Below are 12,553 nucleotides of genomic sequence, written 5' to 3' on the forward strand. Positions count from 1 at the left end.
TCCAGGCGAGCATGGGATCTGCGCCCCGCTTCGCCGGGGCGCACGATGACCTTCAACGCCGTATTCACGCGACTCACGACGACGTGATAGGTGAGGAAAATTCAGCATACTTACTGAGAGTATCCCCACCGAAAAGCCCGAAAGATACGCTTGCCTCGGCTGTCGCTTAGATCACAGCCACGTCCCTCCGCGGCAAAGGGGAATCGTCATGCGTGTTCGGTCCATGTCTAGCACCGCGGCACTCCGGCGGCCGCCGCGCGCCCGTTATCTGGCGCTTTTCGTCTCGCTCACCTTGGCCTGGCAAGCCAATGCACAAACCTGCCCCAACCCCGCGGTGGCAAGCGGGGTGCAGTGCACAGTGCCGCCGGGCACCACGACAAACATTGCTGCCAACGCGACGGGACTTTCCGCGTCGAACGTCGGGCGCATCATTGGAGACGGCGTCACGCTCAACCTCACCGGCAGCGGCATCACGATCACAATGGCGCCAAGCTGCAACGCGGCGCAGGCCAACCTGAAAGGTGTCAGCGCGGAAGCAGGTGGATCGATCAACCTGACCAACGTGCAGATCCAGTTGCATGGCGGCACGAACGCGACCAACAACTATGGCGCGCAAGCGATCGGCGGCGGAATCCGGAGGATGACGCAACACGCGGCCTGGCCGATCCCAGCCGCCCACCGACGTGGGTATCAATCGGCGCGGCAGTGGTGACGGAACAACACTGCGGCCCATCACGACAATCCCGTCACGGGTTTCCGGAGATGCTCTGCTCATTCCCCCTGTTCAGGAGCAACGATGCCCACCTCAGCATCTTTTGTCATTCGCTCCTTTGAAGCGAGCTATGCCTCTTCCGGCGAAGTCGAGCGAATCCTGGCGCTGACCGTGGAGTGCGGCCATTGCAGCACAACCACTGCCTCAACCCTTGGCTCCCTGATGGAGCTTCCAGGTGGTGCGCTTTTTCGCTGTGGGCAGTGCGGCTGGCATCACGCCGTCAGCAACGCGCGGCTCTCGGCTATTGGTGAGCCTTCCAGGCGTTCTGCGGAGCACGCGTTGGCACGGGAAATACAGCTCAACCCAATGCTGCCAGTGGCCCCTTTGGCTCTGGCCATCGAAACGAGATAGTAGCCACCGGACGTCCTGGCCTTGGCCTCGACGTCCACTCTCACCGTCCTGAGCTGCCCTTGGACGTCGCATTCTTGTCCCCGTCGGACGGCGCGTCGGGGTCTTCCTTCCCGGCGTGAGCATGTCCACCCGTCGGGTCTTCGATCTGGATGACCTTCCCCTTCTGCCAGGCATCGGCGCCTGCATCGATTGAGGGCGCGGCGATGTCGGCACGGCGCTTTCGCTTGTCCTCACTACTGACCCCGAGCCGGGCGTCACGGGCAGCAACCATGGCAGGATCCGCCTGGCCGTCTGCGGTGAATCCCATCATCAGCTGCGGCATGCCTCGGGGCAGGTCCTTGTCCAGGTCTGTGTGCCAGGTGTGCCAGGTCTTGCCATACGTATGGATGAGCTTCTCCATCAGCGCGTGCTCGGCCACCTCGGGAATCCCTGGCGCGATGAGCTGCCCGGATGTCACCTCTTGAACGTGGCTGTGCCATAGCGCCTTTTCCTGCTCAGGAAGGCCTGCAAAGAGCGTCTCACTGATGATGTATTCCACCCCCATCAACTTGGCGTCTTTCACGTTGCCGTCGTAGATCGTGCACTGGATGACATCCTCGTTGAGGATGGCGCAGTAGTGATGGGCTTCCATCTGGACCTTCATCTAACCGTTGTAGAAATGGAACCCGTCCAGATACGCGTTGATGGCATCCACCGGCGGTCGGTCCTGCAGCACGGCTGCCCCGGTCTCGAGCGCTTTGGTCTTCGCGGTTTCTTCGGCCCCGGGCGCTTGGACGCTGGATGCTGTGTTGCCGCCTCCGCACCCGGACAAGGTGAAGATGACAGTGGCACATACGGCGGCTCGATGCATTGCGGCTTCTCCTGAACGTCCCAAGCGATCCGACGTGGCCTTCCAGACGCTGGGCGTGCGGCGGTGTTCAGTGCGGAACATCCCCACCGACCGTCACTTGCCCAGATGCTGGCGAACCGCTACCGAGGTCGGCCCTACGGCCTTGGTCCACTACTGGACCTCTTTCTAGCCCCCCAACGGTGGGGCGCCGGTGAACATGCATTGCATGCCCCTTCACACCTTCCATCCTGAATTGCGGCATCTGGGCCAAGCGCGGGAGCGGGTTCAACGACTCGTGCGAGGCGGTCACCAACGCCTGAACGACGCAAGGAAAGGAGTGTGCATGCCGTGCGCCAGGGTCGACATGGCGTGCGTGTAGCAGACCTTCACGGATCTGCGCACGCGCCTAACGAGAGTGCGCCTAGCTTCAGCGCTCCACCCACCACCAACCCGGAGAATCCTCATGGCGATCAAGACCGCAGAAGACCTGTTCATCCACGAACTGTCGGACATTTACAGCGCGGAGAAGCAGATGGCCAAGGCGCTGCCCCGCCTTGCGCGCGCCGCCACCGACCCGGACCTGGCCGCCGCCTTCGAAACCCATCTTGAGGAGACCCAGGGACAGATCGAGCGCATCGACCAGGTCGTCGAACTGCTGGGCATTCGGCTCAAGCGCATCAAGTGCGCTGCCATGGAGGGGTTGGTTGAGGAGGGAAAGGAAGCCATCGACAGCATCGAGGAGGGCCCCGTGCGCGATGCCGCGCTTATCGGCGGCGCCCAGAAGGTTGAACACTACGAGATCGCGTCCTACGGCACCATCGCTGCCCTCGCCAAGCAGCTGGGTTACAAGGACGCGCTGCCGCTCCTGCTGGAAACGCTGGAAGAAGAAAAGGCAACCGATGAGAAGCTGACGATCCTGGCCAAGTCCGGCGGCAACGCCAAGGCCGCGAAGGCCGCCTGAGGCCCATAGCCCGGATTCAGCAGTGATCCACGGAGCGGCATGGACCGCCGCTCCTTCACTCCAGCCTCTGATGGAGCCTCACGGCCAAACGGGCGATTAAGGCGCCAGAACAGCTATGCGTATGCCCAGCCCTGCGCTCCTGATCATCGACATGTTCACGTTGTTCGACTTCCCGGATGCCGGCCAAGTGAAGCCCAAGGCTCTGCAAGCCGCGCGGCACATAGCAAGGCTCGCGCAGCATTTCCGGGATCGCGGCCATCCGGTCATCTACGCCAATGACAACTTCGCCAACTGGCAGATGGATTTCAAAGAGTTGGTGAGGCTCTGCCTGAGCACGGAGGGCGCGTCATCGGCGATCGCCAAGATCCTCCAGCCGAAACACGGCGACTACTTCGTGCTCAAGCCCAAGCACTCCGCGTTCCTTGCGACCCCACTCGCCGTGCTGCTTGCCAAACTTGGCGTGAGGGAACTCGTCGTTGCCGGGATGACGGCGGAGTCATGCATCACGGCCACATGTTTCGATGGCAATGCCCGGGAGTATGAAACGATCGTGATTCAGGAAGCGGTTGCCGGCATCGGCGCCCGAAAGACCACTGCATTACGGCTGCTCGAAGCGTCCAAGGCAGCCACCGTCCTCACACTGGCCAGCTACCTGCGCCGCTGAGGCATCGAATGAATACGTCCTCTGCCGCGGTCTCAGCCGTCCCCTGTCACATACGGAGGCGACTCCCCATAGGTGGACGCGGCGCCTGCATCGAAGCCGTTGTATGCAGTGCGTCGTCTGTGGCCAGATGGGACGCGTCCGGAGGCCCCATGCCGGTCTGTTCAAGACCCTCCTGCACCGCTGCAAGCAATCGGCTGGCACAGCGGACGGCGCTCCCCAGGGCCGGGTCCAGCCCCACGATATAAACGAAGCAGCCGTCGAACTTCGCCGACGCGGTCTCCAAGCCCTCTGAATACGTCATCTCGCGTTTGAGCGCCTTGAACCAGCGCTTGGGCGGCTCGGCGTCCAGCTCGATCACGACGGCGGCTTCGCCGAAGTCCAGCGGCATTGCTTCGATCCTCACCACCTTGGGACTTGAAGGGGTCTTTTGTCTGGCGGCCATTGCCCTTCTCCTCTGGAACAATGACAGAAAATTATCCTCAGCAGGCGCCAAGAGCGCGTCAAAATTCGTGCGCGTCCTGCAGCGGCGCTGCTGGCCATCACGACCCCTGAAGCACGGCCTCAAGCCGCAGGTGCATCCGGCAGCCGCGCCAATATGTCGTTCCGACAGGCGTCCAGAATCTCGTCGGCCAGTGCCGCATCGTCCGGGCAGGACCGCGACAACACCACCGCGCCCACCGCCTGCGCAATCAGCGCGATCCGCCGCGCACGGCTGCGCTCGGCGGCGGCAGCATCAATCTGGCCATCGCGACCTGAGCCGTCTTCCAGCTGCGCTTCGATACCGGTTGCAAACGCAGCCTTGACCGACGCCGGCTGACGCGCGGCATCCGTGCACAGCGCCGCCATCGTGCAGCCTTGCCCCGGCGTATCCCGGTGTTCGCGGGACAGGTAGTAGGTCAGGAAGGCGCGCAGATCGGTCCCGGCCAACGCCTCGGCCGATGTCGCAAAGCCACAGGCGGCCGCTTCCGCCATCAGGTCGGCCTTCGACCCGAAGTGGTTATAGAAGCCGCCGTGGGTAAAGCCCGCGGCCCCCATCAGGTCTGCTACGCCCACGCCGTCGTATCCCCGCTCCCGGAACAGGGTGGAGGCGGTTTCGACAATGTGCGCCCGGTTGGCCTGCGCCTGTGCCTTGGTGACCTTCATGAACGATGCCCTGCAACGCTGTGCTGCGGAAGTACGGCACTTTACCACACTTAGATTACGTACATCATCAAACCATTGACATCTAAGATTACGGTCATCATCATTGTGTCACCCCTACCCCGGAGCGGGCTTCGCCCTCCGCAACGCCCCCTCAACGATCACGACCCCACACCCCATGACGACCCCGACGCTCTTCCAGCCCTACCCCCTAGGCCCGATAACGCTGGCCAACCGCATCGTGATGGCCCCGCTGACGCGCAACCGCGCCGGCACCGGTCTGGTGCCCAGCCCGCTGGCCGCCACCTACTACGCCCAGCGCGCCTCGGCCGGCCTGATCATCACCGAGGCCACCCAGATCTCGGCCCAGGCCCAGGGCTACCAGGACACGCCGGGGCTCTACACCCAGGTCCAGATCGACGGCTGGCGCGCGGTCACCGATGCCGTGCATGCCCGCGGCGGGCGCATCTTCGTGCAGCTGTGGCACGTGGGCCGCATCTCGCACGTGGATCTGCAGCCCGGCAATGCCGCACCCGTCTCCGCCTCGGCCATCCGCGCGCAGACCAAGACCTTCGTCCACAACGGCTTTGTCGATGTGTCCGAACCGCGTGCATTGGCGATCGACGAGCTGCCGGCCATCGTCAATGACTTCCGCCAGGCCGCCGCCAATGCCATCGCCGCCGGTTTTGACGGCGTGGAAATCCACGGTGCCAACGGCTACCTGCTCGAACAGTTCATCAAGGACGGCGCCAACCAGCGCACCGACGCCTACGGCGGCTCCATCGAGAACCGCGCGCGCCTGCTGCTGGAGGTCACCGCCGCCGTGGCGCAGGAGATCGGCGCGGATCGCACCGGCGTGCGCATCTCGCCCGTGTCGCCGGCCAACGCCATCGCCACGGTCAGCGACCCGCAGCCGCAGTACGACTACATCGTCGACCAGCTCAGCGCGCTGGGCATCGTTTACCTGCATGTGGTTGAAGGCGCGACGGGCGGCCCACGTGACGTGGCGCCCTTCGACTTCGATGGGCTGCGCGGCCGTTTCAAGGGCACCTACCTGGCCAACAACGGCTACGACCTGGACCTGGCCAGCGCACACCTTGGCGAAGGCAAGGCAGACCTCATCGCGTTTGGCCGTGCCTTCATCAGCAATCCCGATCTGGTGGAACGCCTGCAGACCCGCGCGCCCTTGAACGCATTGAACCCCGCCACGTTGTACGGCGGCGGCGCGGAGGGCTACACCGACTACCCCGCATTGACCGATCCGACGCCGCAGTAATCCGTTCAACAGCGTCGCGCTGCACCCCTTCTCGCCCACCCCATTCCAAGAGACACACCATGAGCCTGCTTCCCACCGTCCTCATCACCGGCGCCTCCAGCGGCATCGGCACCGTTTACGCCGAACGCTTCGCACGCCGCGGCCACGACCTGGTACTGGTCGCGCGCGACAAGACGCGCCTGGACACGCTGGCCGCCCGCCTGCGCCAGGACACCGGGGTCGCCGTAGACGTCCTGCCGGCCGACCTCACACAGAACAACGATCTGGCCAACGTGGAAACCCGCCTGCGCGACGATGCGCGCATCGGCATCCTGATCAACAACGCGGGCATCGCCCAGTCCGGTGGCTTCACCGCGCAATCGGCCGACAGCATCGATCAGCTGGTGACGCTGAACACTCTCGCCCTGACGCGCCTGGCCGCGGCCGTTGCACCCCGCCTGGCCGACGCCGGCGAAGGCGCCATCGTCAACATCGGCTCGGTGGTGGGCCTGGCGCCCGAGCTCGGCATGTCCGTCTACGGTGCGACCAAAGCCTTTGTGCTGTTCCTGTCGCAGGGGCTCAGCCTGGAGCTGTCGCCCAAGGGCGTCTACGTGCAGGCCGTGCTGCCTGCCGCCACGCGCACCGAGATCTGGGAGCGTGCCGGCATCGACATCAACACGTTGCCGGAAGTGATGGATGTCGGCGAGCTGGTCGATGCCGCCCTGGTCGGCTTTGATCGTCGCGAAACCGTGACCATTCCGCCGCTGCATGTGGCCGCACGCTGGGACACGCTGGAGGCATCGCGCCAAGGCCTGCTCTCGGACGTCCGGCAGGCGCAGGCCGCAGAGCGCTATCGCAGCGCCGGTTGAAGCATCGACGATAGAGGTGGTCGACCATGACGATTTCCGACACCCGCCCCGCATCGGGCACCGCCTTCCAGAACGCCGCGACCCGGTTGCTCGACGTTGGCGGTACTGCGTTCGCCTACCGCGAAGTTGGCCCGCCAACGGGCGTCCCGCTTGTCATGCTCAACCACTGGGGCGCGGTGCTCGATAACGTCGACCCGCGCATCGTGGACGGCCTGGCCAGCAAGCATCGCGTCATCGCCATCGACTACCGGGGCATTGGGAGATCAGGTGGCACAGCACCGTTGACCGTCGCGGAGATGGCCCAGGACACCATCGCGCTGATCCGCGCGATGGGCGTGGGGCGCGTCGATCTGCTCGGCTTCTCGCTGGGCGGTTTCGTCGCCCAGCAGGTCGTGCTGGACGCGCCCGACCTGGTACGCAGGCTCATCCTGACCGGAACCGGGCCTGCAGGTGGCCGCGGCATCGACCGGGTTGGCCGGGTGTCCTGGCCATTGATCGCCAAGGGCCTGCTGACGCGGCGCGATCCCAAGTACTACCTGTTCTTCACCACCAGCGTTCGCGGTCGGCAGGCGGCCAACGATTTCCTGCATCGGTTGAAGGAGCGCACGAGCGATCGCGACAGGCCTGCCTCGCCCGGCGCATTCCTGCGGCAGCTGAAGGCCATCACCGCCTGGGGCAGACAAGCGCCCCAGGACCTGAGCGGCATCCGGATCCCGGTACTGATTGCCAATGGCGACAGCGACATCATGGTCCCCACGCCCAACAGCGCCGACCTGGCCCACCGTATCCCCAATGCGACGTTGGTCATCTACGACGACGCCGGTCATGGCGGAATATTCCAGTATCACGCCGAGTTCGTTGCCGAAGCGCTAGCGTTCCTCAGCAGCTGACGCACGCACTTCCTACCGGCCGCGCAACCGCGCGGCATCACCCAACCAGAGACACACCGCCCATGAAAGCCTTCCTCATCGACCGGTACGGCAAGAAGGAAACGGGCCATATCGATGACGTGCCAGCGCCGGCGCTGCGCGACGACGATGTGCTCATCCGCGTGCATGCGGCCAGCGTCAACGCGCTGGACACGAAGATCCGGCGGGGCGAGTTCAAGGTGATCCTGCCGTATCGCCTGCCGCTCATTCTGGGCAACGACCTGGCCGGCACGGTGGAGCGTGTTGGCGCCGGGGTTTCCCAGTTCAAACCGGGCGACGAGGTATATGCGCGCCCCGACGATGATCGCATCGGGACGTTCGCCGAGTTCATCGCCGTCAGCGCCGCATCCGTGGCACTCAAGCCCCACAACCTCACCATGGTGGAGGCCGCCTCGCTGCCGCTGGTCGCGCTGACTGCGTGGCAGGCCCTGGTCGAAACCGCCCAGCTGAAGCCTGGGCAGAAGGTCTTCATCCAGGCCGGCTCCGGCGGCGTCGGCACCGTGGCGATCCAGCTGGCCAAACACCTTGGCGCGTTCGTTGCCACCACCACGAGCACCCCCAACGTGGCGTGGGTAAAGGACCTGGGCGCGGACGTGGTCATCGATTACAGGCAGCAGGATTTCGCCACGGCACTGCGCGACTACGATGTGGTGCTCAACAGCCTGGGCAAGGATGAACTGGAGCGCTCGCTGCAGATCCTCAAGCCGGGTGGCCATCTCATCTCCATCTCGGGCCCGCCCACGCCCACCTTTGCGACCGCGCGCGGGTTGGCCTGGCCGCTCAAGCAGGTCATGCGCCTGCTCAGCCGTGGCATCCGCACCAAGGCCAAGCAGAAGGGGGTGACGTATACCTTCGTCTTCATGCGGGCCGATGGGGCGCAACTGGGCACCATCGCATCGCTTGTTGAGTCTGGTGCGATCGCACCGGTCATTGACCGGGTGTTTCCGTTCGAGGAGACGCAAGGCGCGCTGGCGTATGTGGAGAGTGGGCGGGCGAAGGGGAAAGTGGTGGTGGAGCTGCCGTAGTTGGCTTGCCTTCCACTGCACGTGCCATCCAGCGAGTGAATGCCGATAAGGGGGCCGACGATCGCGGCTCTCTTCTCACGCCCCTCCCTGCCCCTCCGGCCCCGGCAAAGCCAGGCGGGGGCACTGGCGCTCTGGCTCCGGCCGTCGCGGCGGCCTATGATGAAATCCAGACCCAGGCCCGCGCCGTCACCCCATGGGCCCTCAATGCGAACGCGTGAGCATGCCAAATACAGGGCGGTTCTATCTGTTTGAAGTGAACGTGCAACCAGGTCGGCCGGACTCTGACGAGGAGCCCAGGGTGCTCAGTGTCCAGGCCGAATGTCTTTCCTGCCATCACGTCACCACTGCCGCTGCCCCGCCGAGCCTCGTGAACATACCGGGCGGAGGCGCGGTGCTGGAGTGCCCAGCGTGCGGAAGCCGTCAGGCGATCTCGGCGGCGCGTTTCGTGGAGTTTTCGCAACGGTCGGCTGCCGGCCCTGCGTCCCCGGATGCACCGCCGCAGTGATCCAGGCCTCAGTGGCTGATACGTTTTCGGGACGTTGAATCAAGGCCCCTCTCTCGCGGTCCCTTGACTGCCGCTTGGCCATTGGCCTGCCACTGCCCGTGGGCCGCCTGCGTTGCGGGCGATCCCCATTCCGTAGCCACGCACTGTTCTCCTCCGCGATCGCCGCCGGGCGTTTCACAGGATCCAAGCGTTTCAATGGCGATCATGGCAGCGAACGCATGTCCCTGCGTCGACCCTACGGAATCCAGCCCATCGTGCTTCAGAACCTGCTTCATTTCGCCCCGCTGATAACCGCCGCCATGACCTGCGTGACGGCGTTGATCTGGGTGGTTTACCTGAGCTTTTTCCTGCGCAGCTACCGCCGTCAGCAGCGACCGTCCATTCTGATCACCTCAGGCGCCGGCAAGGACCTGGACGCGCATTGCTTCGTGACCAATCTGGGATTGGAACCGGTGTATCTGCTTGACGTGGTCATCGACCTGATTGAGCCGGATGGCAAGGTCGTTCGCGCGGTCATACCCGAACGCACCGAGCGCTGGAGCCAGGATGTTCCTGGCGACGACGACGATGTCCGCCGTGCGACCAACGTCGGCTCGCTCACCAGTGGCGGCGAACGAGACCTGGGCCGGTTCCGCACCCTTATCGAGCGCGCCAGCAAGGAGAATCCGGAGATCGCCTCTGATGCAGACTTCACCAGTCTGGAGGTGACCGTGGTGACGGTCACTGCGAGCCAGGCAGAGCTGTGCGGGGCGTCGCGCTGCTACCGGATCGACCACCGTACCGATGGCCGCCCTCGACTGAGGGCAACGACCATCAAGGCCAGGCAACTGCAGGGATATTTCGCGCGACGCAGCCTGACGCGCCTGCTGACCGCCCAGCTCCGATCAACGGGTATGGGTTGATCAATGCAGTTGTGGGCGCGGGGGCAGCGATGCCAGATCTGGGCAGGCGCGCGCTATCTGGTCGCCTTGCGCCGCACTTCCAGAAGCAACGCGTCCTGCGCCTTTCCGGACAGCTTGCCGAACTCATCAATGAGCTCGGCAAGCTGGTCCGTTTCCGCAAACAGATAGGCAACGGAAACGCCCAAGGCACGCGCAATCTTCTGCGCTGTCTCGATATCGCAACTGTGCACGGCCCGCTCGTACCGGTTGATGCGAACGCCCGCAACATCTTCTGGCAATCCCACAAGCACCCCCAACGCGCGTTGAGTCAGGCCCTGCTCAAGCCGACACGCGCGAAGGCGGCGGGCAAACACAGAGCGGATGGACGTAGGTGTGCGGGTCATGCAAACAAGCATGACCCAGCGCTACGCTGAACGTAAATTACGTTCAGCGTACGCGGAACAGCAAGGCCAGATGCGTCACATAAGCCAGCGCATTGCCTCGTAATTCCCCTGCCCCCGACACCTTTGCGACGGTGCCGCGTTCACCCCGTGCCAAACGGACAGCAGTGCCACCCCTGCTGCCGGTGCGCCATCTCGTCCAGATCCTGGTCTGCGCCCGCAGCGTCCAGCGCCTCCCCTGCCCCCGAATGACGCGCCACATACTCCCGCATCAACGCTTGCAGCACCTGTGTCGCCGGGCGACGCTCGCGTGCGGCCGCCTGCTGGAAGCTGGCGCGTAAGCCGGCGTCCATCGTTACCTGCATGAAGACACTCTCGTTCATGAGTTCCTCCTACTGCTGGATAGTGAAATAGGATGCAATCCGCACGGCAGTGCCGTGCTGTGCCCGCCTGCTGGCGGCACGTCCCGATCAGCCGGCGGTGCGCTGCAGCTTCCTGGGGATCTTCTTGGGCACCACCACGGGGCGCTCCACCACCGTGAGGGTGATGCAGCCGGGGCTGGTGTCAATCTTCAGGCGTGCGCCCACGTCGAAGCCGAGCTTGTCGAGCCAGCGGCCGCGAAGGCGCACGTAGGGAATGACCTCATCGCTGCCGTACTCCTCGCGAGTTGGGTAGTGCTGCGCGCCCACTTTGCAGGTGGGGGCTGGTCGGGCGTAAGGCCTGCGCTTGGGCGGGACGAATTCGGGCGGGCTCACCCAGGACCTGTGCATGTTGGGCCTCCTGTAAGGATCGCCCTCGCCGGGATGGCGAGGGTGTCGGGAGGCTAGAAACCGCACACAGACGGCGGGCGTATTCCCACGAGGGTGTTGTATTAGCCACCCTCCCGACGTAGGAGTGCACATGCTTGATCTGTGTGGGGAGTTTCTAGTCTCCGGTACACACCATGCGCGTTGATGCAGAGGATAGGAAATTGCTTGTTTCTTTTGAACCGTGAAATTTGGTTCATTGCCTCTACGCCGACTGGAGAATGAGCATGCACACGCTCCGGCGCAAAGACAGTCCAAAAGGCACCGTTGGTCCAACGAGCCTCCACGCCAATGCGCGATGAACCTGAAGAAAACCCCGCCGAAGCGGGGTTTAGCGTATCAGGCACCAATCAAACTCTCTGCGGGAATCCCAAGGTTCTTGTGCAGGTTGCGAATCATCTCTATGGACAAGCCGCGCTTTCCGTTAAGGACTTCATACACGCGGTTTGGCTTGCCAATCGATGCTGCAAGATCTTTCGGCTCAAGCCCGGCTTGCTCCATCCTGAACTTGATGGCCTGGATCGGATCCGGCGCATCTATGGGGAACTGCTTGGCTTCATACGCCTGGATGAGCGTGGCCATCACGTCCAGGTACTCGCCTTCCGGGCTATCAGGCGCGGGGTCAGCCTCCACAAGCTTGGAGATCGACTTCAGTGCAGCCTTGTAATCAGCAGGGGTGCGAATGGGGGAGATGTTCATCTCAGTCAACCTCTATGGTTGCGGCATCTATCTGATCGTATTCGGCGTGCGTGCCGATAAACTTCACGTAGACAATGCCTACTCGGTAAGCGACCGCCACGATCAGACGGTGGTCGTTGCCCTTGATGTTGAACACCACTCGGTTATTGGCAACGAAGCTTGCATTCCGGTAGGCGTTCTTGATGTCCTGCGGCGACTTCCACGTGGCCGCCTTCGCCTCGTCATGCCACGCCTTCAAGGGCTGCTCGGCCGGCGGGTTCGCCTCCCAATAGTCCCTGAGCTTGGCAACGGCGATGACCCTCATGCCGCAATCATAGTCCCATTTTGGGACTTGTCAAGACGATCGACCACTGCGCAAGGCGGGTTATGGCGCCAGCTCAGCCGAGAGGCGGCAGGACGGTTGGTGCGAAGCAGGCCGGATCTCAGACCCATCCGCCAACACCCAACCACCCTACATGTTAACCTT

The 12,553-nt window shown here is 63.9% G+C and carries 17 protein-coding genes; 8 read left to right on the forward strand and 9 right to left on the reverse strand.

Features of this window, described 5'->3' with window-relative positions; translation table 11 throughout:
• Positions 1-223: 223 nt before the first annotated feature.
• On the forward strand, positions 224-712 hold the full coding sequence (locus tag ACZ0AE_RS11845; RefSeq protein WP_463601209.1) for a hypothetical protein: 489 nt from the start codon (positions 224-226) through the stop codon (positions 710-712).
• A 451-nt stretch (positions 713-1,163) separates the two neighbouring features.
• On the opposite strand, the gene ACZ0AE_RS11850 is transcribed toward ACZ0AE_RS11845, so the two are convergent.
• A complete protein-coding gene (locus tag ACZ0AE_RS11850; protein ID WP_463601210.1) occupies positions 1,164-1,754 on the reverse strand; it encodes an OBAP family protein in 591 nt (196 codons plus the stop codon).
• A gap of 12 nt (positions 1,755-1,766) precedes the next feature.
• Positions 1,767-1,973, reverse strand: coding sequence for a hypothetical protein (locus ACZ0AE_RS11855; protein WP_463601211.1), 207 nt, complete (start codon positions 1,971-1,973; stop codon positions 1,767-1,769).
• A 442-nt stretch (positions 1,974-2,415) separates the two neighbouring features.
• Here ACZ0AE_RS11855 and ACZ0AE_RS11860 point away from each other — a divergent pair, with 442 nt between their 5' ends.
• Complete coding sequence (locus tag ACZ0AE_RS11860; protein ID WP_038687788.1) at positions 2,416-2,913, forward strand: YciE/YciF ferroxidase family protein; 498 nt, start codon at positions 2,416-2,418, stop codon at positions 2,911-2,913.
• 121 nt (positions 2,914-3,034) lie between these two features.
• Entirely contained in the window at positions 3,035-3,577 is a 543-nt protein-coding gene (locus tag ACZ0AE_RS11865) for a cysteine hydrolase family protein (protein WP_448134849.1), read from the forward strand.
• Between the two features lie 46 nt (positions 3,578-3,623).
• On the opposite strand, the gene ACZ0AE_RS11870 is transcribed toward ACZ0AE_RS11865, so the two are convergent.
• Together ACZ0AE_RS11870 and ACZ0AE_RS11875 are read right to left on the reverse strand one after the other, a co-directional pair.
• Positions 3,624-3,965, reverse strand: coding sequence for a hypothetical protein (locus ACZ0AE_RS11870; protein ID WP_447594312.1), 342 nt, complete (start codon positions 3,963-3,965; stop codon positions 3,624-3,626).
• Positions 3,966-4,138: 173 nt separating this feature from the next.
• Positions 4,139-4,720: a TetR/AcrR family transcriptional regulator gene (locus tag ACZ0AE_RS11875; RefSeq protein ID WP_463601212.1), complete on the reverse strand. Its 582-nt coding sequence runs from the start codon at positions 4,718-4,720 to the stop codon at positions 4,139-4,141.
• 175 nt (positions 4,721-4,895) lie between these two features.
• On the opposite strand from ACZ0AE_RS11875, the gene ACZ0AE_RS11880 reads away from it, so the two are divergent.
• The 5 genes from ACZ0AE_RS11880 (at position 4,896) to ACZ0AE_RS11900 (ending at position 10,202) form a co-directional block, all read left to right on the forward strand.
• On the forward strand, positions 4,896-5,993 hold the full coding sequence (locus tag ACZ0AE_RS11880; protein ID WP_463601213.1) for an alkene reductase: 1,098 nt from the start codon (positions 4,896-4,898) through the stop codon (positions 5,991-5,993).
• A 59-nt stretch (positions 5,994-6,052) separates the two neighbouring features.
• A complete protein-coding gene (locus ACZ0AE_RS11885) occupies positions 6,053-6,841 on the forward strand; it encodes an SDR family NAD(P)-dependent oxidoreductase (protein ID WP_463601214.1) in 789 nt (262 codons plus the stop codon).
• A 26-nt stretch (positions 6,842-6,867) separates the two neighbouring features.
• A complete protein-coding gene (locus ACZ0AE_RS11890) occupies positions 6,868-7,731 on the forward strand; it encodes an alpha/beta fold hydrolase (RefSeq protein ID WP_463601215.1) in 864 nt (287 codons plus the stop codon).
• 62 nt (positions 7,732-7,793) lie between these two features.
• The gene (locus ACZ0AE_RS11895; protein WP_463601216.1) at positions 7,794-8,795 is read left to right on the forward strand and encodes an NADP-dependent oxidoreductase; all 1,002 of its coding nucleotides are present in this window, start codon (positions 7,794-7,796) and stop codon (positions 8,793-8,795) included.
• Positions 8,796-9,374: 579 nt separating this feature from the next.
• Positions 9,375-10,202 (forward strand): hypothetical protein, encoded by an 828-nt coding sequence (locus ACZ0AE_RS11900; RefSeq protein ID WP_463601217.1) that lies wholly within the window; start codon positions 9,375-9,377, stop codon positions 10,200-10,202.
• A 53-nt stretch (positions 10,203-10,255) separates the two neighbouring features.
• Here the strand turns inward: ACZ0AE_RS11900 and ACZ0AE_RS11905 are convergent, their stop codons facing one another.
• From ACZ0AE_RS11905 to ACZ0AE_RS11925, 5 genes are all read right to left on the reverse strand, one after another.
• Positions 10,256-10,585: a helix-turn-helix domain-containing protein gene (locus tag ACZ0AE_RS11905; protein ID WP_258317329.1), complete on the reverse strand. Its 330-nt coding sequence runs from the start codon at positions 10,583-10,585 to the stop codon at positions 10,256-10,258.
• A gap of 140 nt (positions 10,586-10,725) precedes the next feature.
• Positions 10,726-10,965: a hypothetical protein gene (locus ACZ0AE_RS11910; RefSeq protein WP_428712567.1), complete on the reverse strand. Its 240-nt coding sequence runs from the start codon at positions 10,963-10,965 to the stop codon at positions 10,726-10,728.
• An 87-nt stretch (positions 10,966-11,052) separates the two neighbouring features.
• A complete protein-coding gene (locus ACZ0AE_RS11915) occupies positions 11,053-11,352 on the reverse strand; it encodes a SymE family type I addiction module toxin (protein WP_463601218.1) in 300 nt (99 codons plus the stop codon).
• A gap of 375 nt (positions 11,353-11,727) precedes the next feature.
• Positions 11,728-12,087, reverse strand: coding sequence for a helix-turn-helix domain-containing protein (locus tag ACZ0AE_RS11920; protein WP_038687770.1), 360 nt, complete (start codon positions 12,085-12,087; stop codon positions 11,728-11,730).
• Between the two features lies 1 nt (position 12,088).
• Complete coding sequence (locus ACZ0AE_RS11925; RefSeq protein ID WP_463601219.1) at positions 12,089-12,391, reverse strand: type II toxin-antitoxin system HigB family toxin; 303 nt, start codon at positions 12,389-12,391, stop codon at positions 12,089-12,091.
• Positions 12,392-12,553: the final 162 nt, after the last annotated feature.

The organism is Stenotrophomonas sp. AC248, from assembly GCF_979258185.1.

Excerpts from the sequence above, each read along its gene's own strand:
- ACZ0AE_RS11880 (WP_463601213.1), top strand. The coding sequence starts at position 4,896 with ATGACGACCCCGACGCTCTTCCAGCCCTACCCCCTAGGCCCGATAACG.
- ACZ0AE_RS11885 (WP_463601214.1), top strand. The coding sequence starts at position 6,053 with ATGAGCCTGCTTCCCACCGTCCTCATCACCGGCGCCTCCAGCGGCATC.
- ACZ0AE_RS11925 (WP_463601219.1), bottom strand. The coding sequence starts at position 12,391 with ATGAGGGTCATCGCCGTTGCCAAGCTCAGGGACTATTGGGAGGCGAAC.
- ACZ0AE_RS11890 (WP_463601215.1), top strand. The coding sequence starts at position 6,868 with ATGACGATTTCCGACACCCGCCCCGCATCGGGCACCGCCTTCCAGAAC.
- ACZ0AE_RS11895 (WP_463601216.1), top strand. The coding sequence starts at position 7,794 with ATGAAAGCCTTCCTCATCGACCGGTACGGCAAGAAGGAAACGGGCCAT.
- ACZ0AE_RS11860 (WP_038687788.1), top strand. The coding sequence starts at position 2,416 with ATGGCGATCAAGACCGCAGAAGACCTGTTCATCCACGAACTGTCGGAC.
- ACZ0AE_RS11870 (WP_447594312.1), bottom strand. The coding sequence starts at position 3,965 with ATGCCGCTGGACTTCGGCGAAGCCGCCGTCGTGATCGAGCTGGACGCC.
- ACZ0AE_RS11910 (WP_428712567.1), bottom strand. The coding sequence starts at position 10,965 with ATGAACGAGAGTGTCTTCATGCAGGTAACGATGGACGCCGGCTTACGC.
- ACZ0AE_RS11875 (WP_463601212.1), bottom strand. The coding sequence starts at position 4,720 with ATGAAGGTCACCAAGGCACAGGCGCAGGCCAACCGGGCGCACATTGTC.
- ACZ0AE_RS11865 (WP_448134849.1), top strand. The coding sequence starts at position 3,035 with ATGCCCAGCCCTGCGCTCCTGATCATCGACATGTTCACGTTGTTCGAC.
- ACZ0AE_RS11850 (WP_463601210.1), bottom strand. The coding sequence starts at position 1,754 with ATGGAAGCCCATCACTACTGCGCCATCCTCAACGAGGATGTCATCCAG.
- ACZ0AE_RS11915 (WP_463601218.1), bottom strand. The coding sequence starts at position 11,352 with ATGCACAGGTCCTGGGTGAGCCCGCCCGAATTCGTCCCGCCCAAGCGC.
- ACZ0AE_RS11905 (WP_258317329.1), bottom strand. The coding sequence starts at position 10,585 with ATGACCCGCACACCTACGTCCATCCGCTCTGTGTTTGCCCGCCGCCTT.
- ACZ0AE_RS11920 (WP_038687770.1), bottom strand. The coding sequence starts at position 12,087 with ATGAACATCTCCCCCATTCGCACCCCTGCTGATTACAAGGCTGCACTG.
- ACZ0AE_RS11855 (WP_463601211.1), bottom strand. The coding sequence starts at position 1,973 with ATGCATCGAGCCGCCGTATGTGCCACTGTCATCTTCACCTTGTCCGGG.
- ACZ0AE_RS11845 (WP_463601209.1), top strand. The coding sequence starts at position 224 with ATGTCTAGCACCGCGGCACTCCGGCGGCCGCCGCGCGCCCGTTATCTG.